General features: G+C 62.6%; 25 protein-coding genes. 14 read left to right on the plus strand and 11 right to left on the minus strand.

Annotation, left to right across the window (positions count from 1 at the left end):
• Positions 1 to 186: 186 nt before the first annotated feature.
• Complete coding sequence (locus tag AC239G_RS01490; RefSeq protein ID WP_487489638.1) at positions 187 to 1,215, minus strand: aldo/keto reductase; 1,029 nt, start codon at positions 1,213 to 1,215, stop codon at positions 187 to 189.
• Positions 1,212 to 1,649: a MerR family transcriptional regulator gene (locus AC239G_RS01495; protein ID WP_487489639.1), complete on the minus strand. Its 438-nt coding sequence runs from the start codon at positions 1,647 to 1,649 to the stop codon at positions 1,212 to 1,214. Before AC239G_RS01495 ends, AC239G_RS01490 begins: the two co-directional genes overlap by 4 nt.
• A gap of 186 nt (positions 1,650 to 1,835) precedes the next feature.
• On the opposite strand from AC239G_RS01495, the gene AC239G_RS01500 reads away from it, so the two are divergent.
• Complete coding sequence (locus tag AC239G_RS01500) at positions 1,836 to 2,399, plus strand: dihydrofolate reductase family protein (RefSeq protein ID WP_487489640.1); 564 nt, start codon at positions 1,836 to 1,838, stop codon at positions 2,397 to 2,399.
• Positions 2,400 to 2,542: 143 nt separating this feature from the next.
• Here the strand turns inward: AC239G_RS01500 and AC239G_RS01505 are convergent, their stop codons facing one another.
• The 4 genes from AC239G_RS01505 to AC239G_RS01520 form a co-directional block, all read right to left on the minus strand.
• A complete protein-coding gene (locus tag AC239G_RS01505) occupies positions 2,543 to 3,826 on the minus strand; it encodes a TRAP transporter large permease (protein WP_487489641.1) in 1,284 nt (427 codons plus the stop codon).
• Positions 3,826 to 4,470 (minus strand): TRAP transporter small permease, encoded by a 645-nt coding sequence (locus tag AC239G_RS01510; RefSeq protein WP_487489642.1) that lies wholly within the window; start codon positions 4,468 to 4,470, stop codon positions 3,826 to 3,828. The genes AC239G_RS01505 and AC239G_RS01510 overlap by 1 nt, the downstream gene beginning before the upstream one ends.
• Positions 4,470 to 5,504, minus strand: a complete 1,035-nt coding sequence (locus tag AC239G_RS01515; protein WP_487489643.1) for a TRAP transporter substrate-binding protein — start codon at positions 5,502 to 5,504, stop codon at positions 4,470 to 4,472. The genes AC239G_RS01510 and AC239G_RS01515 overlap by 1 nt, the downstream gene beginning before the upstream one ends.
• A 266-nt stretch (positions 5,505 to 5,770) precedes the next feature.
• Positions 5,771 to 6,469, minus strand: a complete 699-nt coding sequence (locus AC239G_RS01520; protein WP_487489644.1) for a GntR family transcriptional regulator — start codon at positions 6,467 to 6,469, stop codon at positions 5,771 to 5,773.
• A gap of 145 nt (positions 6,470 to 6,614) precedes the next feature.
• Here AC239G_RS01520 and AC239G_RS01525 point away from each other — a divergent pair, with 145 nt between their 5' ends.
• Genes AC239G_RS01525 through AC239G_RS01535 form a run of 3 tightly spaced genes read left to right on the plus strand, consistent with a single transcriptional unit; the run spans position 6,615 to position 10,788 of the window.
• Positions 6,615 to 7,856, plus strand: coding sequence for a CaiB/BaiF CoA transferase family protein (locus tag AC239G_RS01525; protein WP_487489645.1), 1,242 nt, complete (start codon positions 6,615 to 6,617; stop codon positions 7,854 to 7,856).
• Positions 7,857 to 7,861: 5 nt separating this feature from the next.
• Positions 7,862 to 9,604, plus strand: a complete 1,743-nt coding sequence (locus tag AC239G_RS01530; protein WP_487489646.1) for a FumA C-terminus/TtdB family hydratase beta subunit — start codon at positions 7,862 to 7,864, stop codon at positions 9,602 to 9,604.
• A 35-nt stretch (positions 9,605 to 9,639) separates the two neighbouring features.
• Positions 9,640 to 10,788, plus strand: a complete 1,149-nt coding sequence (locus AC239G_RS01535) for an acyl-CoA dehydrogenase family protein (RefSeq protein ID WP_487489647.1) — start codon at positions 9,640 to 9,642, stop codon at positions 10,786 to 10,788.
• Positions 10,789 to 10,808: 20 nt separating this feature from the next.
• Here the strand turns inward: AC239G_RS01535 and AC239G_RS01540 are convergent, their stop codons facing one another.
• On the minus strand, positions 10,809 to 11,279 hold the full coding sequence (locus AC239G_RS01540; RefSeq protein ID WP_487489648.1) for a MaoC/PaaZ C-terminal domain-containing protein: 471 nt from the start codon (positions 11,277 to 11,279) through the stop codon (positions 10,809 to 10,811).
• A 113-nt stretch (positions 11,280 to 11,392) separates the two neighbouring features.
• Here AC239G_RS01540 and AC239G_RS01545 point away from each other — a divergent pair, with 113 nt between their 5' ends.
• Both AC239G_RS01545 and AC239G_RS01550 read left to right on the plus strand, forming a co-directional pair.
• On the plus strand, positions 11,393 to 12,856 hold the full coding sequence (locus tag AC239G_RS01545; RefSeq protein ID WP_487489649.1) for an MFS transporter: 1,464 nt from the start codon (positions 11,393 to 11,395) through the stop codon (positions 12,854 to 12,856).
• Entirely contained in the window at positions 12,849 to 13,358 is a 510-nt protein-coding gene (locus AC239G_RS01550) for a nuclear transport factor 2 family protein (RefSeq protein ID WP_487489650.1), read from the plus strand. The genes AC239G_RS01545 and AC239G_RS01550 overlap by 8 nt, the downstream gene beginning before the upstream one ends.
• Before the next feature lie 2 nt (positions 13,359 to 13,360).
• On the opposite strand, the gene AC239G_RS01555 is transcribed toward AC239G_RS01550, so the two are convergent.
• Entirely contained in the window at positions 13,361 to 13,999 is a 639-nt protein-coding gene (locus AC239G_RS01555) for a TetR-type transcription factor C-terminal domain-containing protein (RefSeq protein WP_487489651.1), read from the minus strand.
• A 59-nt stretch (positions 14,000 to 14,058) separates the two neighbouring features.
• Between AC239G_RS01555 and AC239G_RS01560 the strand changes: the two genes are divergently transcribed.
• The 6 genes from AC239G_RS01560 (at position 14,059) to AC239G_RS01585 (ending at position 20,815) form a co-directional block, all read left to right on the plus strand.
• A complete protein-coding gene (locus tag AC239G_RS01560; RefSeq protein ID WP_487489652.1) occupies positions 14,059 to 14,823 on the plus strand; it encodes a hypothetical protein in 765 nt (254 codons plus the stop codon).
• Position 14,824: 1 nt separating this feature from the next.
• Positions 14,825 to 15,757, plus strand: a complete 933-nt coding sequence (locus tag AC239G_RS01565) for an alpha/beta fold hydrolase (protein ID WP_487489653.1) — start codon at positions 14,825 to 14,827, stop codon at positions 15,755 to 15,757.
• Positions 15,754 to 17,466 (plus strand): AMP-binding protein, encoded by a 1,713-nt coding sequence (locus AC239G_RS01570; protein ID WP_487489654.1) that lies wholly within the window; start codon positions 15,754 to 15,756, stop codon positions 17,464 to 17,466. Before AC239G_RS01565 ends, AC239G_RS01570 begins: the two co-directional genes overlap by 4 nt.
• 42 nt (positions 17,467 to 17,508) lie before the next feature.
• Positions 17,509 to 18,684, plus strand: coding sequence for an acyl-CoA dehydrogenase family protein (locus tag AC239G_RS01575; protein ID WP_487489655.1), 1,176 nt, complete (start codon positions 17,509 to 17,511; stop codon positions 18,682 to 18,684).
• Positions 18,685 to 18,797: 113 nt separating this feature from the next.
• Entirely contained in the window at positions 18,798 to 19,655 is an 858-nt protein-coding gene (locus AC239G_RS01580) for an HTD2 family dehydratase (RefSeq protein WP_487489656.1), read from the plus strand.
• Between the two features lie 11 nt (positions 19,656 to 19,666).
• Positions 19,667 to 20,815: a CoA transferase gene (locus AC239G_RS01585; protein WP_487489657.1), complete on the plus strand. Its 1,149-nt coding sequence runs from the start codon at positions 19,667 to 19,669 to the stop codon at positions 20,813 to 20,815.
• Positions 20,816 to 20,885: 70 nt separating this feature from the next.
• Here AC239G_RS01585 and AC239G_RS01590 read toward each other — a convergent pair whose 3' ends face one another.
• From AC239G_RS01590 to AC239G_RS01600, 3 genes are read right to left on the minus strand one after another with little or no spacing between them, the layout of a single operon-like run.
• Complete coding sequence (locus tag AC239G_RS01590; protein ID WP_487489658.1) at positions 20,886 to 21,815, minus strand: HNH endonuclease; 930 nt, start codon at positions 21,813 to 21,815, stop codon at positions 20,886 to 20,888.
• A 2-nt stretch (positions 21,816 to 21,817) separates the two neighbouring features.
• Entirely contained in the window at positions 21,818 to 22,243 is a 426-nt protein-coding gene (locus tag AC239G_RS01595) for a (deoxy)nucleoside triphosphate pyrophosphohydrolase (RefSeq protein ID WP_420095920.1), read from the minus strand.
• Between the two features lie 9 nt (positions 22,244 to 22,252).
• Entirely contained in the window at positions 22,253 to 23,161 is a 909-nt protein-coding gene (locus AC239G_RS01600; protein WP_420095919.1) for an Lrp/AsnC family transcriptional regulator, read from the minus strand.
• Between the two features lie 208 nt (positions 23,162 to 23,369).
• Here AC239G_RS01600 and AC239G_RS01605 point away from each other — a divergent pair, with 208 nt between their 5' ends.
• Complete coding sequence (locus tag AC239G_RS01605) at positions 23,370 to 24,671, plus strand: MFS transporter (protein ID WP_487489659.1); 1,302 nt, start codon at positions 23,370 to 23,372, stop codon at positions 24,669 to 24,671.
• A 29-nt stretch (positions 24,672 to 24,700) separates the two neighbouring features.
• Positions 24,701 to 26,428 (plus strand): amidohydrolase, encoded by a 1,728-nt coding sequence (locus tag AC239G_RS01610; RefSeq protein WP_487489660.1) that lies wholly within the window; start codon positions 24,701 to 24,703, stop codon positions 26,426 to 26,428.
• Positions 26,429 to 26,431: the final 3 nt, after the last annotated feature.

Below are 26,431 nucleotides of genomic sequence, written 5' to 3' on the forward strand. Positions count from 1 at the left end.
TTTCGAGGTCACGCAGTGTGAAAGTCGTGCCCACCTGCCCCGTGGTGTTCCGTTCAGTGGAGGTTCGACGAGGCGTCGGCGCGATTACACTCGGCAGCGTCTCAACCGAGCCAGCTCATTGGCCGACAAATGAGGCGGTCTACGCTACCGTTTGCGGGTCACTTACGCTACCGTTTGGCGCCGTCCTCACTCCCGCCCGGAGCTGATCCACTTCGGGTTGTCGACGATGTTGCGGCCGCCTTCGACCAGAGTGCGGATCTCATCGAGTTGGCTCATGTCCTCAGGCTCGAGGTGCAGGTCGAGCGCGCCGAGGTTTTCCACGCTGCGCTCGGGTTTGCGTGAGCCCGGAATCGGAACCGCGCTGACGCCCATCTCTGCCGCGCGGTGGAACAGCCACCCCAGCGCGACCTGAGCGTTGGTCGCGTTGTGACGGTCGGCCACCTCGGCGACGATGGAGACGATCCTCTGGTTGGCATCCCACGCATCACCCATTCGCGCGGTCCGGCCGCGGACATCGCCGGCGACCTGATCCTTCGTCAGCGTGCCGGTGAGGAATCCGCGACCTAGCGGGCAGTACGGGACGAACCCGACCTCGAGCTCGGCGCAGGCGGGCACGACGTGGTCTTCGACATCGCGCGACCACAGGCTCCATTCGGACTGGACCGCTGTGATCGGGTGGATCGCGTGGGCGCGGCGCAGTTCGTCCGCGGTGACCTCGGACAGGCCGATGTGGGCGACCTTGCCGGCCGTGACCAGTTCGGCCATCGCCCCGACCGTGTCCTCGATGGGAACGTCAGGATCCGGCCGATGCAGATAGTAGAGATCGATCGAATCCACGCCGAGGCGGCGCAGCGAAGCATCGCACGCTGAGTGTGCGTATTCGGGTCGTCCGTCGGTGCGTTTGGTCGATCCGTCGGTGAGCGTGCGCAGTCCGGTGATGCCGAACTTCGTGGCAAGCTGGACCTCATCGCGGCGCTTGGCAAGGAACGGAGCGAGCATCTCCTCGTTCGTCCCGGCGGGACCGGTGGTGCCTTCGCGGGGTTCGCCGTAGACGTCAGCGGTGTCGAGCAGCGTGATGCCGGCATCGACGACCTTGCCGAGTGTGGTGCGGGCATCGTCATCGGTGGTGCCGCCGTAGACGTGAGACAGTGCCATGCAGCCGAAGCCGATGGGTGAGACCTCGAGGTCGTTGAGGCGGCTGGTCGTGGTGGTCATGAGTGGTGTCCTTTCGGTGGGTGCGACGTGTCGTCGGGAGCGCCGCCGTAGACGGCGATCTTGTACTCGGTGGCAGTCAGTGCTCGTTCGAGGTCGTGAATCTGTTCGATGATCCGCTGCCGTTGGTTTCGCATGATCTGCAGGCGCTCCGGAATGGTCGACTCGCCTTGATTGACGAGGTCGACATAGCGGGTGAGTTCGCTGATTCCCATGCCCGACGACCGCATGCGCACGAGGAAGTCGAGTCGATCGACTGCCCTTTGGTCGAAGACGCGATGGCCCGAGGGCGAACGTCCTACTTCGATGAGGCCGATGCGTTCGTAGTAGCGGGCGGTGTGTGCCGTGATGCCGAGGTGGTCACAGACTTCTCCGATCGAACTGGGCGCAGCGGTGGGGCGCGGGGGAGTTCCGACAGGAACGGCAGCGTCAGTCATAGCGTCAACGCTAGAACTTCGAGCGCACTCTAAGTCAAGCGTTTGGTGGAAGAACTTGGCGCTTGTGTCGGCGGTACCCGGAGCATGCAGGGTGGAAATCGCTGTCTCCAGGATTCACCGGCAGCTCGGCAATGCGCTGCCCGACTCTATTGAATGTCGCTGCTCGCAGCTGAGACACTTGGCTACATGTCCGGGTCAGAGCAGTCCCTCCGCGCCTTCGTCTTCCTCGGTCTGAGCGTCGACGGGCGAATAGCGCGACCCGACGGGGACTTGGAATGGCTGACCAGCCGAGGTGAGGCCGCCGGGGATGCCGGGTTCACTCCGTTCATCGAGTCGGTTGATTCTCTGGTGATGGGCCGGAAGACCTACGAAGCCATCGCATCCTACGAGGACTGGCCGTACCTCGATCACCCGATCCACGTGATCAGCACGACGCTTGCCGAGGATGCCGACTCTCGAATCACCGTTCACCGCACGCCCGAATCCGCCATCGACGCTCTGCAGCGAGATGGTCGTCAGCGGGTCTACGTCGACGGCGGGGAGACCGTCCGCTGGTTCTTAGCCGCGAAGCTGGTCGACGAGATCACGCTCTCCCACGTGCCCGTGCTCATCGGCGATGGGCCATCACTGTTCGGGCCGCTCGGCGGCGATGCGGATCTTGAACATGTCCGGACTGACGTTCTCGACGGAGGCATGGTGCAAACCACCTACCGTGTTCTGTCCGGGCCAACCCCGCGCGCATCCGAATAGCGCATCCGAATAGGGGCCCTCAACCAGCCTCGACTCACCGTCTCCTGGGACAGAGAACCGCGGGCCAGGTCGGCTGCACCGAATGTGCCCCGACCTGGCCCGCGGTCGTTTTCGAGTCGCGCGGCTCGCTCTGATCTACACGCTCACCCCACGAACGCCGTGGCGAAGAACGGCACGAACGTGACCAGCGCGAGTGCCGCCAGCAGCACGAGCGCACTCGGGATCGCGGCTTTCGCCACCCCAACGACGCTCATGCCGGACATGCCGGAGGCGACGAACAGGTTGAGTCCCAGCGGCGGTGTGATCATGCCGATCTCGAGGTTCATCACCACGATGATGCCGAAGTGGATCGGGTCGATGCCCAGCTCCATCGCGATCGGCAGCAGGATCGGGGCGAGGATGAGGATCGCCGAGGATGTCTCCATCACGCAGCCGACGAACAGCAGCAGGATGTTGACGAGGATGAGGAACTGCCACGGCTGCAGATCCCATTCGGTGATCGTCGTCGAGATCTGACCCGGGATCCGCTCACTGGCGAGCACGAAGGTGAAGAGGATGCCGTTGGCGATGATGAACATGACCATCGCCGAGGTCTTCACCGACGCGATTGTGACCTCCCACAGCTGCGAGAACTTGATCTCGCGGTAGATGAGCAGCGACACGACCAGCGAATAGGCGACGGCCACGGCGGCCGCCTCGGTGGGGGTGAACCATCCGGAGTAGATTCCGCCGAGGACGAGGAACGGCAAAGCGAGCGCGAGGATCGCATCCCGGAACGCCTTCCACTTGTCCTTGTTCGACATCCGGAAGCCGACCCCGGCGTGACCGTAGCCCTTCTTCCAGGCAACGAAGACGGCCATGCCCAACAGCATGACACCGGCGAGGATGCCCGGCAGCACACCTGCGAGGAAGAGGTCGCCGATGTTCTGCTCGGTGGCGATGCCGAAGACGATGAGCGGAATCGAGGGCGGGATGAGGATACCCAGCGACCCCGAGGTGGCCACGAGTCCCGTGGAGAATTCCTTCGGGTACCCGTTCTTCATCATGGCCGGAATCATCAGCGCACCGACCGCGACGACCGTGGCCGGTGAGGAACCGGAGACCGCGGCGAAGAACATGCACGCGAGCACCGTAGTGATCGCCATGCCACCGCGCAGGTGCCCGACCATGGCCGCACCGAAGTCGGTGAGCCGCCGGGAGATCCCGCCGCGGGACATGATGTTCGCCGCGAGGATGAAGAACGGGATCGCCATGAGCGGGAACGAGTTGAGCGCATTGAACAGTCGTTCCGAGACCTGGGTCATCGGAATGAGCGTGAAGTAGTAGAAATAGACGATGCTCGTCAGGCCCAAAGCGACCGCGATCGGCGCCGAGGTGACGAGCAGTGCGATGAGGACGACGATGAGGACGATGGTGGCTTCGAACATCAACGATCGCCTCCCTTCTCGTCGGTCCCGCCATCGCCGAGGCGGTCGCCCCCGTTGGCTCCCTCCACGCGGTTCGCGCGGTCGCTTCCGTCATCGACGATCGCGAGGTCGTCGACGTCGATGCCGACGGCGGCGGCCTCCTCGGCGAGGACATCCTTGTCGAGCTCTGTCGCAGGAGTGCGCAGGGCACGGATGGTCATCTCGACGGCGCGGATGAAGAACAGCGTCATGCCCACCGCCAGCGAGAGTTCGACGACCCACAGCGGCAGCTTGAGCGCCGGGGTGATCGTCGTTCGCGAGAACGGTTCGGTGATGAGCGCCCACGACAGGTAGGCGATGAAGCCCGCGTAGACCAGAGTGGCCAAGCCGCCGAGGACGACGAAGAACTTCTTCGCTTTGCCCTTGAGCAGCGCTGGCATGATGTCGACGGCCACGTGCTCGTTGTGGCGCAGGGTGACCACTGCGCCGAAGAACGTCGAGAAGATGATGAGGTAGATGACCGCCTCTTCGGACCAGAAGAGGACGTCACCGGTGATATTGCGCAGAAGCACGGCGAAGACCGCCAGGGCCGTGGCCGCGATGAGGCAGCCGCCGGCCAGGAAGTTCTCGAGCCGACTGAGGTACTTGTCGATGGTCTTCATCATCAGCCCCTCGTCTCGTTGCGTTCGAGGAGCTCGTCGACGACCTCGGGACCGATGACGTCGCGGTACTTCTCGTATTCGGACGGCACGACCATGTCCTTGAACGCTTGGCGCTCGTCCTTGCTCGGAATGACGATCTCCGTGCCGCCGGATTCCTCGATGGTCTTCTTCGACTCTTCGTTGACCTTCTGAGCTTCCTTGCGGTTGAACTCGCTGGCCTCATCGGCGGCCTCGTCGACCGCGGACTGCGAGTCGTCCGGAAGCTCGTCGTACCAACGCTTGTTCACCGTGAGGATGTAGCCGATGTAGCCGTGATCGAGTTCGGTCACGTACTTCTGGACCGTGTGCATGTTCTGCGACTGGATGTTCGAGTAGGTGTTCTCGCCACCGTCGATGAGACCCTGCTGCAACCCGCTGTAGACCTCGGCGAACGCGAGCGGGGTCGGAATGCCACCCCAGGTCTCGAACTGGGTGCGCAGCACGTCCGAGGGCTGGATGCGGTACTTCTTGCCCTTCATGTCCTCGGGCTTCAGCGTCTTGTTGTTCGAGTGGATCTGCTTCATGCCCGAATCCCACAGACCGAGGACCTTGAGCCCATTGGCTTCCAGATCGGGATTGGCGTAGATCGCCTTGCCGATCTCCGTATCAGGACTGGCGACTTCGGGGATCTCGTCCGGTTCGTCGAAGATGAACGGCAGGTCGAGAACCTGCAGGCTCGGCGCGATCGTCGTGAACTTCGCGCTCGCCGGAGCCAGCATCTGCACGGCATTGGACTGGATGGCCTGCATCTCGTCCTTGTCGCCGTAGAGTTCCGAGTTCGGGAACACCTCGACCTCGATGCGGCCACCGGACTTCTTCTCGACCTGTTCGGCGAAGAAGTCGGCAGCCAATCCCTTCGGTGTGCCCACCGAGGTGACATGGGCGAAGCGCAGTTCGAATTTCTGTTGATCTCCGCTGCGGGCGGGATTGCATCCGCTCAGCAGCAGGAGGGTTATCGAGAGGCCCGCGATGAGCGGCTTCCACCTCGGTCGTCTCATTGACGTCATCGTCAGCTCCAGTCTGGTTGGCCAGGGGCGAAGCCGATCGGGAGTGTCTGTGTGCGGACGAGCTCACCGAAGACGACGGCCGGTCATTGCCGTGCGGGGAGTTCGTGCCGAGTCAGGTTCTCGATCGACCGTTCACGAGCCTAGAGGACTTTTAGGCAATTTCCAATATTATCAGTCAAATAATGCATTATTTGTCGGGAGGGGCTTCCCGGGTGTGAATCCCGGAGGAGTGGCGCCCACGGTCCGTGCTGAGGCAGTCAGTCCGTGTCGAAGTCGAAGGGGTCGGACACTGCCTGACCGGTCGTTGACTCGGCCAGGCGGAGGAATCCGTTCGTGATGTGATCGCCGAGGTGGCGCGCCGCCGCGTCCGGATCGACGTCGCGGACAGCGTCGACGATCGATTGATGTTCGGCGTGCACCTGGTCGAGTCTCTCGGGGCTGTCGAGGGTGAGGTCCCACGGGAACGCCCGCCAGCGTGCAGCGATGTCGTCGCGGAGCGCGGGCATTCCGCAGCGGTCGTAGAAGAAGAAGTGGAACTCCTCGTTGCGGGTGTTGCGTCCCAGCGAATCACCGTCGGCGCTGGCCTCGTCAAGAGCGTCGAGCAGGCGCTCGGCCTGGCGCAGCTCGTGCCTGGAGATCCGTGTGGTCGCACGGGCGATGGCGAAGGTCTCGGTGAGCTTGCGGGTGACGAAGAGGGATTTGAGACGGTCGACGTCGACGCCGGCGACACGGACGCCTCGGTGGGCTTCGGAGGTGACGAGTCCCTCGGCCTCGAGGATCCGCAGTGCCTCGCGGACCGGCGTGATGGAGGCGTTGAACCAGTCGGCGACCTGATCCTGTCGCAGTCGTTCGCCGCGATCGAGCTCGCGAGAGAGGATCTTCCGGCGCAGGCCGAGGACGATGACGTCCCGTTTGGTCGATGCCGACTCCTGGTCCACCCGGTGCCTTTCGTTCATACGTCACCCGCTGTCGGGGTGTCGGTTCATGTCTCGATGGTCTCAGTCTACAGGCTCAGGCATCAGCCGGGACTAAAGAATGCATTATCTGTGAAGATATGTATGATGTGGATGTCAACGTTTCACACCTCGTCGTGGAGGGCCGATGGCCACTGCTGCACCGACATCCGTACCGAGCCCCGCGGGCCAGGACGACGCGACCGCCTCGAACATGCCGCTGTCCGGCATTACTGTCATCAGCTGCGAGCAGGCAGTCGCCGCCCCCTTCGCCTCACGCCAGCTTGCCGACCTCGGAGCCCGGGTCATCAAGATCGAACGCCCAGGCGTCGGCGACTTCGCCCGCGGATACGACACGACGGTCAATGGACTCTCGAGCCACTTCGTCTGGATCAACCGGAATAAGGAGAGCCTGGCGCTCGACCTCAAGAGCCCTGACGGACTGAAGATCCTCCACGATCTCATCGCCTCGGCGGATGTCTTCATCCAGAATTTCGCGCCCGGCGCGGCAGAGAGACTCGGCCTCGGTGCCGACGAGCTGCGGTCGATTAACCCTCGGCTTATCCACGCCTCGATCTCCGGATACGGAACGGACGGCCCGTACAAAGATGCCAAGGCCTACGATGCACTTGTGCAGGCCGAAGCAGGACTGGTCTCCGTGACCGGAACAGAGGAGTTCCCCGCGAAGACGGGAATCTCGACGGCAGATATCGCCGCGGGAATGTACACGTACTCCGGCATCCTTACCGCTCTGTACAACCGCGAGCGCACCGGTGTTGGAGCCACCTTGTCGACGAGCCTCTTCGACTCCCTCGTCGAATGGATGGGCTACCCTCTCTACTTCACCCGCTACGGCGGCACCCGCCCCACCCGCGCCGGCACCTCCCATGCCGCCATCGCCCCCTACGGTGCGTTCACCTGTGGCGACGGTACTCAGATCATGCTCGCGATCCAGAACGAACGCGAATGGGAACGCTTCGCCACCCAGGTCCTCGACCGCCCCGATATGGTCACCGACGAACGCTTCGACCGCGCCGCCCACCGCTACGCCCACCGACACGAACTCCAAGAGATCATCGACGGAGCCTTTGCAGAACTCACCGGAGAAGCCTGCGACGAACTGCTCGAGACAGCCGGCGTCGCCCACTCCCGGCAGCGCGATATGAGTGAGATCGCCGACCACCCGCAGCTGACCGAACGCCATCGCTGGCACGACGTCGACACTCCCGCTGGACCGATCTCCATGCTCGCGCCCCCGGTCGAGATGTCCGGGGTGGGCAATCGCATGGACCCGATCCCGGCGGTGGGGCAGAATTCGGAGTCCATCCTCGGCGAGCTGGGGATGGACGCCGAGACGATCGGCGAACTGCGCCACAACGGGGTGATCTGACGACGATGAATGACGAGCCCGCACATACGACCGACGGCAGGGCCGCCTCGTCGAGGGGTGACGACTTCGCCTACTCACCTTTGCTGCCCACCGACGGCGAAGGCCCGCGGATGCGCAGGCTCGACATCGGGGGAGTGGAGACGACCACCGTCGAGGTGGCCGGGACGACGCGTACGTTCCTCACGGTGGCACCGGAGACCCTGACCGACCTCGCCGAGGTGGCCTTCAAGGAGATCTCGCATTATCTGCGCACCGATCACTTGGCCAGCCTGCGGGTGATCATCGACGATCCGGAGGCCAGCGACAACGACGTCTTCGTCGCTCTCGACCTGCTGCAGAACGCCGCGGTCTCGGCCGGGGAGATCCTGCCGATGTGTCAGGACACGGGCACCGCGATCGTCTCGGCCAAGCGAGGCCCGAATGTGCTCACCGACGGCGATGATGCGCGGCATCTGTCGCGCGGAATCGGTCGTGCCTACGAGGAGCTCAACCTTCGCTACTCGCAGCTGGCCCCGACGAGTCTGTTCGAGGAGACGAACACCGGCACCAACCTGCCTGCCCAGATCGAGGTGGGGCTGAGCCCTGCCGACAACTATGAGTTGCTGTTCATGGCCAAGGGCGGAGGCAGTGCGAACAAGTCCTTCCTCTATCAGGAGACGAAGGCCGTGCTCAATGAGTCGGCGATGCTTGACTTCCTCGCCGAGAAGATCTCCACCCTCGGCACCGCAGCCTGCCCTCCTTATCATCTGGCCGTCGTCATCGGCGGGCCGTCGGCCGAATTCACGCTCAAGACCGCGAAACTCGCCAGCGCCCACTACCTCGATGATCTGCCGGAGACCGGAGACGCCGAATTGGGGCACGGATTCAGGGACCGGGAATTCGAGCAGACCGTCTTCGAACTCACCCAGAACCTCGGCTTCGGTGCCCAGTTCGGCGGCAAGTACTTCTGCCACGACGTCCGCGTCGTCCGGCTGCCCCGGCACAACGGATCCCTGCCGATCGCGATCGCCGTGAGCTGTTCGGCCGACCGGCAGATCATCGCCCGCATCAACGCAGACGGCGTGTTCATCGAAGAACTCGAACACGATCCGGCGAGGTTTCTGCCGGCGATGGGCCGCGTCGAGGAGATCGAATCCGGCAATGTCACCGCCATCGACCTCGACCGACCGATGCCGAGTCTGCAGGAGCAGCTGTCCGAACTGTCCGTCGGGGACCGTGTGTCGCTGACGGGAACGGTCGTCGTCGCCCGCGACATCGTCCACGCGGAGCTGCGCGACCGCCTCGATGCCGGTGGGGAACTTCCCGAGTATTTCAAAGACCATCCGATCTACTATGCGGGACCGGCGAAGACACCCGAGGGAATGCCCTCGGGGTCGTTCGGTCCGACCACCTCATCGCGGATGGACACGTATGTGCGGCAGTTCCAGGACGCCGGCGGATCGATGATCATGCTCGGCAAAGGCAACCGGTCCGCGCAGGTGAAGAGCTCCTGCGCCGAATTCGGCGGCTTCTACCTCGGATCGATCGGCGGCCCTGCCGCCCGGCTGGCTCAGGACTGCATCACCTCGGTCGAGGTCCTCGATATGGAGGAGCTCGGGATGGAGGCAGTGTGGAAGATCCACGTCGAAGACTTCCCTGCGTTCATCATCACCGACGACAAGGGCAATGACTTCTTCGACAGCACCGGTCCGCCGACGCTCGGCCTCGGCCGGACCCGCACGGTGCGTGACGGCACCCGACTGGACTGAACTTTCCAAATGACGAACGAACAGAGGATTTCACCATGGCAGTGAGCAATGAAGAGCAGATGATGATCGACCTGGTCGCCGAGTTCATCGACGAACAGGTCAAACCCAGCGTCAACCAGGTTGAGCACGCGAACGAATACCCTGAAGCGTGGATCCAGACGATGAAGGACATGGGCATCTACGGGCTCGCCATCGACGAGCCGTGGGGGATGGGCAAGGTCTCGACCGAGGCGTATGCGCTCATCACTCAGGAACTCGCCCGCGGGTGGATGTCCCTGGCCGGTGCCATGGGCGGACACACAGTCGTTGCAAAGCTCCTCCAGGAATACGGCACCCAGGAGCAGAAGGATAAGTACCTGCCTCGGATGGCCACCGGTGAGCTGCGAGCGACCATGGCGCTGACCGAACCCGGCGGCGGCTCCGACCTTCAGGCCATGCGCACCACAGCAGTGAAAGACGGTGACGACTACGTCATCAACGGGTCGAAGACGTGGATCACGAACGCCCGGAAATCCGACCTCATCGCACTGCTGTGCAAGACCGAACCCGAGGCGGAACCCCGTCACAAGGGCATCTCGATCATCCTCGTGGAGAAGGGGGAGGGCTTCACGGTCTCCCAGGATCTGTCGAAGCTCGGGTACAAGGGCGTCGAGACCTGCGAGCTGTCCTTCGACGGTCTGCGGCAGCCGCAGTCGCAGCTGCTGGGTGAGGCCGAGGGTGTCGGGTTCAAGCAGATGATGAAGGGCCTCGAGATCGGCCGCATCCAGGTCGCGTCCCGGTCGCTCGGCGTCGCGCAGGCTGCGCTCGATGATGCGGTGAAGTATTCGCAGGAGCGCGAGTCGATGGGCAAGCCGATCTGGAAGCACCAGTCGGTGGGCAACAAGCTCGCCACGATGGCGACGAAGCTCGAGGCCGCCCGGCAGCTCGTCCTCCACGCCGCCCGCACCTATGATTCGGGTGCGCGTGTGGACATGGAGGCAGGAATGGCGAAGCTCTATGCCTCGGAGATGGCCGCCGAGGTGGCCCTCGATGCCATCCGCGTCCATGGCGGTTACGGATACTCCACCGAATACGACGTCGAACGCTACTACCGCGATGCTCCGCTGATGATCGTCGGCGAAGGCACGAACGAGATCCAGATGAACGTCATCGCCAAGCAGCTCATCGGTCGGAATAAGGCCTGAGCGGCGTCAGCCCTGTTCGGTCACGGCGTGGAAGGTGTCAGTTCGATGAGGAATCCGGATCTCCCCTCCTGCGCCTTCTCGCCGTGCTGATTGAACAGAGTGAATCGCCGGTCGACGAAGCCCTTGTCGCCCGCGGAGACCTTACGGCAGGACAGGATCTCCATCTCGAGGGTCACCGTGTCTCCGATGCGCAGCGGCTTGAGGAACTTCCAGTCGTCGAGGCTGGTCATGGCGATCGCCGATTGCGCGAACCAGCCGGCCCGGTCCATCAGTCCGGTGAGGACGGCGATTCCCAAGGCGCCGTGCAACAGACGTCCGCCTCGGTCCTCCATGTATTCGGCATCGGCATGGACTTGGTTCCAGTCGCCCGAGAGCATCGAGAACATTGTGAGGTCGGCTTCCGTCAGCGTCCGCGCGGGGGACCGATAGACCTGGCCGACCTCGAGGTCCTCGAAGTAGAGGCTGTTGTCAGTGGTGCGCTTCTCGAGCATGGAGTTCTCCTGGGTCAGGGGCCGAAATCGGGCGCCTGTTGCCTGGGTGGAGCGCCTCTGTCATACTCAGCATACAAGAACGAACGTTCTTCCCTGCTCAATGAGGAGTGATAATGCAATCAGCACCCAACTCACCCACCGGCCCTGACGCGACCACGTCCGGCATGACCAAGACCGAACTCGAAACACCCGACGAAGGCAAGATGACCCGCCTCGCTGCCGCATCTGTCATCGCCACAGCGCTCGAGTGGTTCGACTTCCTCATCTATTCGACCGCCTCGGCGCTCGTCTTCGGCCATGTCTTCTTCCCCTCGCTCGAAGGAGCCTTGGGAACAATCGCCTCGTTCGGCACTCTTGCGGTGGGCTTCATCGCCCGGCCCGTCGGCGGCATCATCGCCGGTGCACTCGGTGATAAGTTCGGCCGCAAAGGACCGCTCGTCGCCTCGATGATCGTCATGGGACTGGCCACAACCTCGATCGGGCTGCTGCCCAGCCACGAGACCATCGGAATCTGGGCACCGATCCTCCTGGTGACCGCACGCCTGGTCCAAGGACTCGGCGTCGGCGCACAATGGGGCGGCGCCACGCTGCTGCTGACCGAGCACTCACCGCTGAAGCGTCGCGGATTCTACGGCTCCCTCGTCCAGCTGGGCACCGTCGCCGGCATCATCATCGGCAACGCCTTCTTCCTCTGCATCCTGCTCTTCGTCGATGAAGGCGCCTTCATCGAGTGGGGCTGGCGCGTGCCGTTCCTGTCGGGCATCCTGCTCGTCGCCGTCGGCATCTTCGTGCAGATGAAGATCGAAGAGACCCCCGTCTTCAAGTCGATGCAGGCCAAGGCGGAGGCCGCAACCGCAGGCACGAAGATGCCGCGCGTGTCCTTCCTCCGCGCCCTGCGGCTGTACTGGAAGCAGATTCTGCAGGCCGCGGGTGCATTCTTCGTGGTCAACGGCACCTTCTACATCATGATCTCCGGAATGCTGTCCTACGGCACCGCGAATGTCGGGCTCTCGCAGACGACGATGATCATGATCGTCTGCCTCGCCGTCGCCACGCAGATCTTCACGATCCCCTACTTCGGGGCCTGGTCCGATCGACACGGCCGCCGCAAGATCTTCCTGCTCGGCACCGTTCTCATGGCCGTGTGGGCGTTCCCGTTCTTCTGGCTCGTCGACACCGGCAACCCGTTCCTCGTCGCGGCCGCCATCATCGTCGGCCTCACCCTGCACGCCATGATGTTCGGGCCCCAGGCGGCACTGTTCGCCGAGATGTTCCCTGCCGACGTCCGCTACTTCGGAGCCTCCCTCGGATTCCAGCTGGCGAGCGTCTTCGCTGGTGGCCTCGCACCGATGATCATGGTCTCGCTCATCGAAGCGACCGGCACCTCGGCGAGCGTTTCCCTCTACATCATCGCGATGGCCGTGATCACCTTCGTGGCCGTGTACTCCATCAGGGAACGCTTCCAGGCGAACCTGCATGAGACGGCCGCAGATATCGAAGAACGCGAACTTCGCGAAGCAGGCAAGCTCGATGCGGCTGTGAAGCCGACAACCGCTGAGGAGGCCGAACATGCCTGAGTCGACACTGACCCTCGAAGAGAGGATCACCTGCCTCGAAGACATCCACGAGATTGGGCAGCTCCGCGCCCAGTACTGTCAGGCACTCGATGACGGTCGCTGGGAAGACCTCGCCGACACGTTCACCGAGGACGGCGCGTTCGTCGGTCTGTCCACTGCACGCGGCCGTGCGGAGATGCTCGAGTTCTTCCCACAGCTCAACTCCTCGACCGTGACATCGTGGTGGCACTTCAGCTCCAATGAGACAGTCGAGGTCGACGGTGACACCGCGACGGGGACGACCTGGCTGCTCCAGCCCTGCGTCGTCGACGGCGAATCCCAGATCGCGGCCGGTCGGTACGAAGACACGATGGTCAGGACAGCACACGGGTGGCGTTTCCAGGAGCGTCGAGTCTCGTTCTTCTTCTGGTCGTCGCTCGAATCCGGATGGGACGCGGCACGATTCTCGTTCCCGCCCGCCGTCGACGCCGCCGATGCCCGAACGGTCGAACGGCTCGGATGATGTCAGTCGGAAGAGGCAGGCCGCTCGGCGGCACGGACGAGACCGAAGACGAGGTCGACCTGCAGATCGGCGAGTTCGGCGGGCGAGAGCTCACCGTCGGGCCGGTACCACGTCGACATCGAGTTGCAGAGGGTGACGACGCCGCGCACCGCCGAGCCGAGATTGCGCACCTCGCACTCTCCGGTGGCAGCAGCGTCACCGATCGCTGCTCGGAACACCGCTTCCGTCCTGTCTCTTTCAGTGACCACCTCGGCGCGGTTCTCCCCTTCGAGGTAGCGGAACTCGGTGATGCCCACCACCGAGGCGCGGGGCTGGGCCACGATGAAATCGACGTAGGCACGCACCGCGGCCTCGAGCCTCGACAACGGGTCCGTTCCCGCTGCGCCGACCGCTTCCTCGAGCGAATCGGCCAGGGTTCGCGCCGTCTCTTCGAGCACGAACTCGAGGATCTCACTCTTCGACCCGAAGTAGTTGTACAGATTCGACAAGGAAGTGCCCGCCGCCTTCGCGATCTGCCGCGTCGACGCACCGTGGAACCCCTGGGCGGAGAACACCTCGAGAGAAGCGTGGACAACCGTGTCACGGTCGATGAATCTCGGCGCTGCTCGCCGCCGGTTCGCATTGGCTGGGGTGTCCTCCATGGGCACCAATCTACTCATAAGTTCACCTGCACTCATAAGCACACCCGGAAGGAACTTTCATGACCACCCCGCTCAAACCCGGCCGAAGACTGCTCGCCGATGCTGACGCACTGGCTGCGTCAAGTCCGCTGTCGCTGGCCGACTCCGTTGCCGAGGCGATCGGTCAGGAGCTGGGGCAGTCGGTCCGACTGGTCTCGGCTGAGCTGGAGACGAACGGCGAGGCCCAGACCGACGACAGCGAACTCGTCTCCCCGTCTGCAGTGGTGACGGCCGTCCTGCCTCAAAAGGGACAGGAGCTGCGGACCGAGGTGACAGCTCACCTCGAAGGGGACGCCGCCTATTCCGCCTCGGTGCGTTTCGCCTTCGCCGAAGCCATCGACAACAGCGACGACGTGTCCGATCTGTTCTGCCCAGGCAGTGCTGGTTGGAACAGCGCATTGCGCGATCGCCTGCGTGAGGACTCCGAGTTCTCCACACTCATCGAGGCCTACGACGGAACGATCGGCATCGCCATCGGCGGTCGCCCAGTGCACTTTCGCTGCTACCGCGGTCACGTGCTCGAGGTCGTCGCCCGCTCCATCCTCGGCGCTGACTTCGTGCTCTCCGTCCCCGGCGACGTCTTCATTGATCTCGTGACCGCCGAGCGCAACCGCTTCATGGAGACCGCGATGAGCGGGAGGATGCGCTCCTCCGGATCCGGGTACGAGTACCTGCGCATGACCAGCGCACTGATCCGCATCATCGACCACGCTCGAGCCATGGCCGTCACAGCCGGCTATGTCGGCTCCGAACGCGTCCTCGAAACGAATCTGCAGGTGGCTTGAGATGACGACACTGAACCACACGAACGCTCCGGCAGCGACGACCCTCCGCGCTCACCAGCTGATCATCGACGACCGCATCGCCTTCGTCGAGGACTGGGGCGACATCGACGCGACGCCGCTGCTCGCTGTTCACACCGCAGGACAGTCCGGAGTCCAGTACCGCCACGTGGCGGCCGACCTCGCCGCCCTCGGCTACCGGGTCATCGTTCCCGACCTGCCCGGGCACGGCCGCACGGAGCCGGCGAAGAACGGCCCGGTGACCGACCTCGACGAATACGCGCGATTCGGTCTGACAGTGCTCGACCAGCTCGGGATCGATCGGTTCGTCGCCGTCGGGTGCTCGATCGGCGGCAAGATCACGATCGACCTGGCCGTGCGCGCCGGTGACCGCATCATCGCGGCAATCGCCATGGCCGCCGGATCCCGCCCCGGCCATGTCTCGCTGCGAGGCCTGACACGTGAGCTCGTCGACATCTCGACGCCGTCTCGCGGCGATCGAACCTACTGGGGGACGCGAGCCGTCGTCGGCTCGGCAATCGACGAAGAGCGGCGAGAGCTCATCGCCCGCATGCACTGCAGGGAGGACCCGATCGTGTCGAACTCTGATCTCATCGGTTGGGGCCGCCACGACGTCAGCGCGGGCCTGCCCGGTGTCACCTGCCCGACGGTCCTCGTCGCCGGTGAGGACGACGTGTGGATCGACACCGCAGCGATCCGCCGTGACGCCGAGTCCATCCCTCGAGGCACCTTCGTTCTCCTGCCGGGAATCGGGCACTATCCGATGGAGGAGATGCCGGACTTCGCCGAGGCGGTCGACTCCTGGGTGCGCAGTGCCGGCACTCGCGGTGCCGATACCGATCTTCCCGATTCCGGCGGGGCCGATTCCGGCAGCGCTGACCGAAAGACCGAAGAATTGGAGGCCGCCCGCTCATGAATTCGCCCAGCACTCTCTTCGGTCATCTGAGATCCTGGGCCGAAACCGACCCACAGCGGACGGCTCTCATCGATCCGCTGCCGACCGGTGCCGTCCGTGAAGGCACCGAGTCCGGGCACGTGCGCATCAGTGTCTCGGATCTGCTGGCCCGCGCCAACGAGTTCGCCGATCTGCTCGCCGAGCACGGTGTCGGCCCGAACGACTGCATCGCGGTCTGGCTGCCAAGCTGGTCCGACACCTATGCGTGGCAGTTCGCGGCTTCCGCGCTCGGTGCCCACGTGATCGGGGTGAACACCCGCTACAACGTCGCCGAGGTGGGGCACGTCCTCACCAAGGCCCGCCCGCAGGTGCTCGTCGTGGCCCACGGATTCCGCAACCTCGACTTCCTCGCTACCGCACGGAAGGCCATCGCCGAGGTGGACCAGGAAACTGCCGCACAGCAGGACCGTTCACCGGGGGAGCCGTTCACCCCGCCGAAGGCATTCGTCTGGGCGGTGCCGGGAGCCGCGAGCGAACCCACGATCGCGGACTACGACCTCGGCGCTGGGGCGGTGCTCGTCCCCGCGGAGTCGTCAACCATCGATCAGGCAGCGACTTCATTCGCCGCGGCCGCACCCGAAGAATCCCGGCTGTCGGTTGCCTTCACGACTTCCGGCTCCACGGGGATGCCGAAGCTCGCGGCTCACCGGGAGTCCGCCGTCATCACTCATTCCCAGCAGGTCGCCTCTCGAATCGGCTTCACCACCGGTGACGTCCTCGTCGAACCGCTCCCGTACTCGGGCGTCTTCGGATACTCGGCGGGAATGGGGGCTCTCTTCGGCGGAGCGGCAGTCCTCCTTCACCCGGTCTTCGACGAACAAGAACTCGTCCGGGCCTGGAGCACCTTCTCCGGCTCACACTTCGTCGGAGCCGACGACATGCTCTCCCGAGTGCGCAAGGTCTGCGAAGACACGGGCACGAAACTCGAATCGTGGCGGTGGGCAGGCGTGGCCGACTTTCAAGGAATGTCCGCCGACATCGCCGAATGGGCGGCCGAACAGTTGGGCACCCGCACCGTCGGCGTCTACGGTTCCTCCGAAGTCTTCGCACTCACTTCGTTCTGGCCGAACGACACCCCGGAAAAGCTGCGGTATTCGGGAGGCGGTCGCCTCGTCGACCCTCGCTACGAATACCGCATCGCCGATCCGGTCACGGACCAGCCTGTGTCCGAAGGCTCGGAAGGTGAAGTCCAACTCCGGGGTCCCAACGTCGTCGACCACTACCTCGGTGATCAGGGAGAAGGAAGGAAGAACTTCACCTCCGACGGATGGTTCCAGACGGGGGACCTCGGGCGCGCTCATGGGCCCGAAGCCTTCGAATACGTCTGCCGAATGGGTGACGTCATCCGTCTGCGGGGGTTCCTCGTTGATCCCGCAGAGATCGAGCTGCACCTCATTACCCATCCGGACATCGAGTTGGTCAAGGTCGTCGGGCGCAGCAGCGACGTCGGCGAGCCCGAAGTCGTCGCTTTCGTTCAGCCAGTGCCCGGAACTACTCCCGAACCTGAGGACATCCGGCAGTACTGCCGGCAGCAGCTCGCCAGCTTCAAGGTCCCGACCGAGGTCCGCCTGGTCGAGACCATGCCCGTGACCGCGGGAACGAACGGCTCGAAGATCAAAACCGCCGTCCTTCGAGAATGGGCGGCTCAGCCGGCGGTGGTCGGACAGTGATACGAATCGAAGAAGACATGAAGACCCCAGAAAGGGCAGAAGATGACTCATAAGCCGCGTCCGCGTCCGGACACTCCGCACATGATGACCGAGGAGCGCCTCGAGATCCAGGCGCTCGCCCGTGAGTTCGCCCGTGATGTCGTCCTGCCCATCGCCAACGAGCTCGACCCTGTTGAAGGGCAGTTCCCGGATTCGATGGTCAAGCAGATGGCGGAGATGGGGTTCTTCGGCATCCTCATCCCCGAAGAGTACGGGGGACTGGGGCTTGGTGTGTTCGAGTACTGCCTCGTGGCTGAGGAACTCTCCCGTGCTTGGATGTCGGTGGCCGGCCTGTTGGCTCGCGGCAACGGCATGGGTGGTGGATTCTCGCCCGAGCAGGAGGCCCGTCTGTTGCCGAAGGTTGCCAGTGGTGAGTACCTCGGTGCCTTCGCCCTGTCTGAGGCTGAGGCTGGGTCGGATGTGGCGAACCTGCGGTGCAAGGCCGAACGTAATGCCGATGGTGATTGGGTCATCAACGGTACGAAGATGTGGTGCACGTATGCCGATCAGGCCGACTACATCATCCTCTTCGCCCGCACCTCCACAGAGGAGAAGCGACATCGGGGGATCTCGGTGTTCCTCGTCGAGAAAGAACGCGGCACCTTCCCCGAGGGGATCTCCGGGGCGCCAGCGAAGAAGATCGGGTACCACGGGTGGAAGACATGGGAGCTGTCGTTCGACAACTTCGTCCTGCCTGCCGATGCCCTCCTCGGTGAGGAAGGCCGCGGTTTCTACCAGGCGGTGTCCGGACTCGAAGTCGGACGTGCGCACACGGCGGCCCGGTCGATCGGTCTGGCACAAGCGGCACTTGAGGACTCGATCAAATATCTGAAAGAACGCGAGCAGTTCGGGCATCCGTTGGCTGATTTCCAGCATCTGCGGTTCAAGGTCGCGGACATGGCCGCCCAGATCGAGGCGTGCCGACAACTGATGTACCACGTGTGCACGGAGATCGATTCCGGTCGCCGCTGCGACAAGGAAGCCGCGATGGTGAAGTACCTGGCCGGGGAGATGAGCGAGAAGGTCACCTCGGAGGCGCTGCAGATCCACGGTGGTGCCGGGTACACGAAGGACTTCGCTGTCGAACGCTACTGGAGGGATGCGCGGTTGACGAAGATCTTCGAGGGCTCGTCTGAGATCCAGATGCGCATCATCTCCGACGAACTCCTCGGCCGCTGAATTACTACCCGACGGCGGCCCAGCAACCTGGCGCCAGGTATCTGCGCCGCCGTCGGGTAGTAATTGGCAAGTTGTGGGTGCATTGATGAACTACCGATAGGAAGATGACTGCGATGAGTGAGACGAACCTTCAGGACTGGGTCGGGCGGACCTCGACCGCCTTCGAGACCGCAGACGGGGAACGGGCTGCACGCCTGGCGACCTTACTCGGTCACGACGGTGACCCGGCTGCACCGCTGTTCCCATTGGGGCATTGGCTGCACTTCTCCGAAGGCGATGTGTCGATGAGTGAACTCGGTGCCGACGGGCATGAGGCTCTGGGTGGGTTCATGCCCCCGGTCCCGCTCCCGCGGCGGATGTGGGCCGGCAGCGACCTGACCTTCCACGCCCCGATCCTGCCCGGGCAGACGATCGAGCGGACCACGATGATCGAGTCGATCACGGAGAAGACCGGCAGCACCGGTCCGTTGTGCTTCGTCGTGCTCCGCCACGAGATCACCGCGGACGGGGCCCTCGCGACGACGGATCGGCACACGATTGTCTACCGGGAAGCCACCTCGGTACCGGAAGGATCGGCGGCGAAGCCCCCTCGGACAGATTCGCCCGCCCCCGAAGGCTGGGAGTGGACCACAAGCGTTCGACCGAACGAGGTGACACTCTTCCGCTACTCGGCGTTTACGTTCAACTCCCACCGCATCCACTACGACCACCCGTACGTCACCGAGGTCGAAGGCTACCCCGGCCTGGTCACGCACGGACCGTTGACCGCGACGCTGTTGTTGGACGCGTTCATGTCCACCCACCCCGAGGCGGCTGTGACCGGGTACCGGTTCACCGCGAAGTCCCCCTTGTTCGCGAACGAACAGATCCACCTCGTCGGCCGGGAGTCCGAACCCGGAGTGCATGAGCTCCAGGCCATCGCGCCAGGTGGGAAGACCGCGATCGTCGCCACCGTGACAACGAAGAACTGAGGAGCACCAGCATGACCGACACCCGCCCCGCACCCCTGACCGGTCTCAAGGTCGTCGAGATCTCTGCATTCGTCGCCGCCCCTTTGGGTGCGATGACGCTGGCTCAGCTTGGCGCAGAGGTCATCCGCATCGATCCGATCGGTGGGAACATCGATGCGAACCGGTGGCCGATCAGCGATGACGGCACGAGCATCTACTGGGCGTCCCTGAACAAAGGGAAGCGCTCGGTCACGCTGGACCTGAAGTCGGAGGAAGGCCAGAAGATCGCCACCGACCTCATCGCCGAGGCGGGCACGCTCATCACGAATCTTCCGGCCCGCGGATGGTTGAGTTATGAGAATCTCAAACAGCATCGTGAGGATCTCGTCATGTTGCGCTTGGGTGGGTGGCACGATGGTTCGCCTGCGGTCGATTACACGGTGAATGCGGCCAGTGGTTTCCCGATCATTACCGGTGATGACGAGCGCCCGGTGAACAACGCGGTGCCGGCGTGGGATGTCGCTGCGGGGCTCTATATTTCCAACGGGGTCATGGCCGCGGAACTCGACCGTCGTACCTCGGGCGAAGGCCAGGAAATCACCCTTGCGCTCTCCGATGTCATGCTCGCGACTGTCGGCAATCTCGGCTACATCGCGGAGGTGCAGGCGACGGGGAAGACGCGTGGTGCTTTAGGTAATGGGTTGTACGGCGCGTACGGTCAGTCGTTCGAGTGCTCGGATGGCCGGCAGGTGATGGTTGTCGTCATCTCGAACAAGCACTGGCGCGGCCTGGGCAAGGCGACGGGGCGTGCCGAGAAGCTCGAAATGATCGGGCCACTGCTCGACGTCGACCTAACCACCGAGGGCGGCCGGTTCGAAGCACGAGAGGCGATCGATGCAGTGGTGCGCCCGTGGTTTGCCAAGCACAGTTCCGAGGATGCGACGAGGCTACTTGCCGAGGCGGGAGTGCTCGTCGGTGGGTTCCAGACATTTGAGGAACTGGTGAAATCTGATCCGCGGTGTTCAACCGAAAACCCGATGCTCACCGAGATAGACCAGCCAGGCGTCGGCCGTGTACTCGCCCCGCGTGTGCCGTTGCAGTTCGGCGGAACGTCGGTGCCAGATGCTGTGCCCGCGCCAGCATTGGGTGGGGATACTGAGGCTGTGCTAGCTGGCAAGTGAACGGTCGTAGACACAAGTTTGCAGAGTCCATTGACACGCCAGTTTGGTCGGCTGCCATATGGTGAATAGTTCAGGCAATATCAGCAGCTGTAGCGTTCTTGAATTGTTCATATTTGTATTTGAGTAGTTCATGCTGGGGGCGATCTCGCCTATGCTTTGGGACTGTCATGAGATTCATTCCGTGAAGTTCCTGCAGACCATGTCTGAGCATAGGGCCGTCAATCTCTTTGAGAAGGTCATGGCGGATTTCGACCGTATAGTCTGGACGGACTCCAAGGAAGAATTTGTCGAACGCAGCGTGATGGATCTTGCACATCGCTAAACCGTTAACTACTGAAGGCACCCCTTTCTCGTCGGAATCGTTCACGATATGTGCAGCGTCGAGAAGCGGCGGATGCGCCAAATTACAGACTGAACAGCGGTTCTCATACGCTGCGAGCACGGTGGATCTAAATACGGGTTGGTGGACACGTACCTTCGCCATCCGCCTGAGGTAGCGCTTAGCTACAAACTCTTGTGTAGAAAAGTCGATCCCGCTGATGTCACTGGCATCTTCGGGTGTCGTCAATAGGAACCGCTTCTCTCGAGGTTCTTCACCGACGACATACGTCGGTGCGATTACCTGGAAACGTGCAGGTTGCATGCCTACACCCCAGAACCAGATAATTGGAACCTGCGTTTCCATTGCGTTTCGGAGGCCAATGTTTTCGGAAAAGAAGGGATCGTCTCCGCGCCACATGTATCTGATCAGGCCATCATCGCCGATGGCGTCCTCGTATGGCCTTTTTTGGCCCGGTCCGCGGAAGACAGTTTGGATTGAAAGCGCTGACGAGAATCCTTTAGGTTTTCGGATTCCTTGCTGAGTTGATTGCAGTTTGAATTGCTTGCCGTCGAACTGAAAGTCTTGAATTTCTTCTCGAGTGAGCGGGTCACGACCTCCGTCCGTTCGCATCTGCAACCAAGAGATTGCTGCCTCTCGAAGCCCTGCAGGTTCAGCCACAGCTAGCCTTCTTTCTCGTCAACTTCGGCATTGATCCCATTTCGTTGGATGAGGCGTACTACTGGAAGGTCTGGTTCAGCCCAATCAAGGTGGTCAAGCTCTTCCACGGAACACCAGCGAAGCTCGTCATGATCAGTGCTCCGCTGAGGACGTGTTTCGGTTTCAGCCCAATAGCAAGCGAGATCAATCGACGTTCGGGTGGTCGTTGTGGTGTCTCGCGATATCAAGCTTCCGATCGAGCTGTTTTCCAGGCTGAGTTCTTCGGTCAATTCTCGCTGGAGCGCCTCCTCGGCAGATTCTCCCGCCTCAACTTTTCCGCCAGGAAATTCCCATTTGCCACCTGCGGTCTTTTCCGGCTTACGTCTGCACGCAAGCACCTGATTGCCGGCGTGGAAGACCGCTGCGACTACGCGAAGAGTTTCGCTCATGTCTACAGACTATGCTAACTTTCCAATCGCTCGCGCATAGTCTTCCTTGATGAGGTCGAAGTGGGTCCAAGATTCCACAGCGGCAACTTCGTCGAGTGCCCGTAGATCTTCCATTGTGCAAAGCACTTCGGCGGAGGTGGAACCGACTGCAGTGGCGATGAAATCGTGAGCGCCGTGAGAGCGCGCGGCGAATTCAATCGAGTCGGATTCGAGGATGTACTGCCGGACGGGCTCGGAGGGACCCGCGAGCGCAATGCCCAGACCAGTCGCGAAACGATTGGTGGACAATCCGCCAGATTTGATGGCTGCAATACGTATGACTCCAGCAGAAATGAGTCGTTGCACCCGTGTACGTACAGCAGATGGTGACCGATGGACTATCTTCGCAAGCGCCCGAAAACTGGCCCGGCCGTCGTCCTGCATAGCACTGATGAGCTCGTGGTCCACGTCGTCCAAAAGGATTTTCTGACGGTTCTGAGCGACGAAGAATCCGCGCAGTACGTCGACATAGGTCGTCACTCTTATTTCACGAACCCCGGGAATCGTTCGGACCAATTCGAGAGTCTCGAGCAACTCGGCGCTCGAGCCGTGGCGTGACTCGAAAACCAGAGGCCGCTCGCCGCTAGTAATCGACACGAACACAGCGTCGGGAAGCTGAGCAACTGCCTCGGCAACGGGACGCACCGGCCCGTCGATACGAACCATCGAATGTGTGAGCACGTGATGGCCGGCAACTCCAGGATCGAGGGCCGCGACCACTCGCAGCCCTTCGCGTTCAGTGAGGATCCGCAATCGTTCGGCGATGTGGTGTCGAGATACACCGAATGATCGTGCGAGGTCGAGCACACTGACACGGCCGTCGTGTTGAAGCATGCGGATGATAGCAGTGTCGAGGTGAGAATCCTCCGTCTGTACCAATGCTCCTCCATTTAGACGGTAGGTGCGAACTATTGCCGTACATTCTCGCGGAAGAGATCGGTCGAGTCGACAGATCAGCAGTTCTATCCCGATAGTTGCGAATCATTCGTCGTGACTCCGGGTGATAACCGTTCTAACATCGCTTCAAGCCCACCGCCGTCAGGAAATTGACAAGCAGTCGCGGCCCATCCGAGCAAAGGAGCTCACGATGACCACCCCAGCACCCACAGCACCCGAACGTTCGCACCGGCGAGCGCTCAAATCGGGATTTGCCGCTGCCGTCGGAACGACGATCGAATGGTACGACTTCTATGTCTACGCTACGGCTGCAGCGATCGTCTTTCCGCAGGTATTCTTCCCTGAAGTCGATCGCACGCTCGGCACGCTAGCCTCATTCGGGACCTACGCCGTAGCATTCTTCGTCCGCCCGCTCGGAGGAATAATCTTCGGGCACATCGGTGACCGACTCGGTCGCAAACCGGCACTGACCATCACCTTAATGATGATGGGCATTGCGACGGTCCTCGTCGGTTGTCTCCCCGGCTATGACACGTGGGGCATGACCGCAGCGGTGCTTCTCATCGTGCTCCGCATCGTCCAAGGGCTGGCTGTCGGAGGTGAATGGGGAGGCGCGAGTCTCATGGCCGTCGAGAGCGCTCCACCGAAGTTCAAAACGTTCTACGGAGGGTTCACGCAACTGGGTAATCCGTTGGGCGCTCTTCTCTCATCGGGCGCCTTCTGGGTACTCTCGCTCATGGGTGACGATGTTCTCTTCAGCTGGGGATGGCGCGTGCCCTTCCTCATCAGCATCGTCCTCATCGCCGTCGGCATCTGGGTTCGACTGCGTGTCGAAGAGACTCCAGTCTTCCAGCAGAGCGGCTCCAGTGAGTCGACGCCGATCATCCATACACTGCGCTTCAACTGGTATCCCGTGCTCCTGGGATTCGGGATGGTTGCGATCGCCTCTGGCGGCTACTATCTCGCAACCTCTTATGTCCAGAGCTATGCCACCAGCGAGGAGATCGGACTCGCCGCCTCGATCATCCTCGGAGCGATGACCCTCGCATCCTTCCTCGAAGCCATCGTCACTCTTCCGTTGGCGTGGCTCGGTGACAAGTGGGGCGGAAAGCGCCTCATGTACCTCGGTGTGGGGTTGTCCTTCATCTGTTCCATCCCGCTCATCCTCGCCATCGAGAACCACACGGTGACTTTGATCTACATCTTCGTCTGCGCAATACGCGTGACGATGAGCGCGACCTGGGCGCCTCTGTCAGCACTCCTCACTCAGATGTATCGCCCGCAGGCGCGCTACACCTCGATGTCCTTGGCCTATGGCGTGGGCGCCGCCGTATGGGGTGGACTCTCGCCCATTGTCGCGACCTCGCTCATGGCCGCTACCGGCTCAATCTGGTCGGTGATCGGCCTCTTCGGATTCCTCTCTGCTGTGGCGTGGATCGCGACGGCATTGGCTCCGCAGCACAGCGATGAAATCGAACCCGCCCAACCCTGACCTGTCACGCGCTTTTCGAGGAGATCCCCGTGAGACACCTGGCCACGTATGATGCCCGCGATTCCACCCCTACCCTCATCACCGCCGGAATGATCCGCACGGTCGATGGCAGTCAACCGACTGCCTCGGCGATGTTGATCGGCGGGGGGCAGGTCCTCGCGGTGGGAACTATCACCGACGCCGAGGCGGTCGCCGCCGACCGTGGACTCAATCCCGTCCACGTCGACTTCCCACAGGCCACGATCGTCCCTGGTTTCATTGATCCGCATGCGCACCCGCTCATGTACGGACAGCTGCACACCTGGATCGATGTCTCCCCAGACGCAGCAACCTCGATCCCCGAGATCATTGAGATTTTGCGTCAGGAATCAGCGAAACTTCCTTCCGGTATGCCCATACGTGGGTACGGGTATGAGCAACGTAACCTCGTCGAACGCCGACATCCGACTCGGCGAGAACTCGACGAGGTCTCCCGTGACCGCGAGGTATACATCATGAACGCCTCGGGCCACGGTGGAGTGGTCAATACATTCACGTTCGAGAAGTTCGGTGTCACCCGGAATACTCCGAATCCTGAGGGAGGCGAGTTCTTCCGCGACTCGGAGGGTGAGCTGACCGGCGAACTCTCAGACGCCGCCTGCAATATTCTCACCGGACTGGACGGAGTGAAGATCGGTCACCACGGGCCGAACTTCCACCTCGGCGATGAAGCAGCCGAGCATCAGCGGCAACTCGACATCGTTCAGAGCGAATTCCTCAAAGGCGGCGTCACTGCTATCGGGGACGCTCAGGTTTCGAAACGTGAGTTCGCCGCCTACCTCGGCATGGCCGACAGAGGTGGGCTCCAGATACGAGTGTCGATGTATTTCCTCTCTCACCTTCTTGACGCAGTGCTCGGCCTCGGTCTCACCGGACCGTTCGGCAACGCCTTCCTCTCCGCCGCAGGTATCAAGCTCTACGCCGACGGGACACTGGGAGGATGGACTGCCTACTTCCCTGACGGGTACCTCGGCGATCCCTGTCGGACCGGTCAGCTCTATCACTCTCCCGAAGAATATTCCGAACTGCTACGCCGGGCCCACGACGCTGGCTTGCAGACAGCCACTCACGCGCAATCGCCGATCGCTATCAAGATGGTCGTCGACGCCATCGAAACCGCCATGGCTGAACGTCCCGATACGGACGCTCGTCACCGGATCGAACACTGCGGACTCCCTGACCCGGCCGAAGTGATACGGATGGCGCAGCTCGGGATCAGGCCGGTCAACCAGACCCAGCACTATTACAACTGGGGCGAAGGCGTCGAACAGGCCATCGGAACACCAGGAGAAAGGTTCAACCCGCTGGGGGAGTTCCGGGATGCGGGCGTGCCGATCACCTTGTCCTCGGATGCCCCGGTGGCCGAACCCAGACCTCTCGAAGCGATCCAGGCGGCGGTCACTCGCATCACCCGCCGAGGGCGCAAGCTCGGCCCGGATTCGTTGCGCATTTCGGTAGAGGAAGCACTACGTGCCCACACACTCGAGGGCGCAATCACATTGGGCAGGGACAACGAATTTGGGTCCTTAGCCGTCGGTAAACGAGCAGATTTCACAGTGCTCGAGGCAGACCTGCTCGAGGTCCCGGGAGACGAGATTGCGACTATATCGGTCCTTGAAACGTGGGTCGATGGAGTCTGCCGGTATAGGGCGGACGACGAAATCGCAGTGGCTCGAAGCGGACTGCCAAGATCCGAATCGACTTTGAGTGGGGAGTGAACA

It is taken from the genome of Brevibacterium sp. Lmc1, from assembly GCF_057654315.1.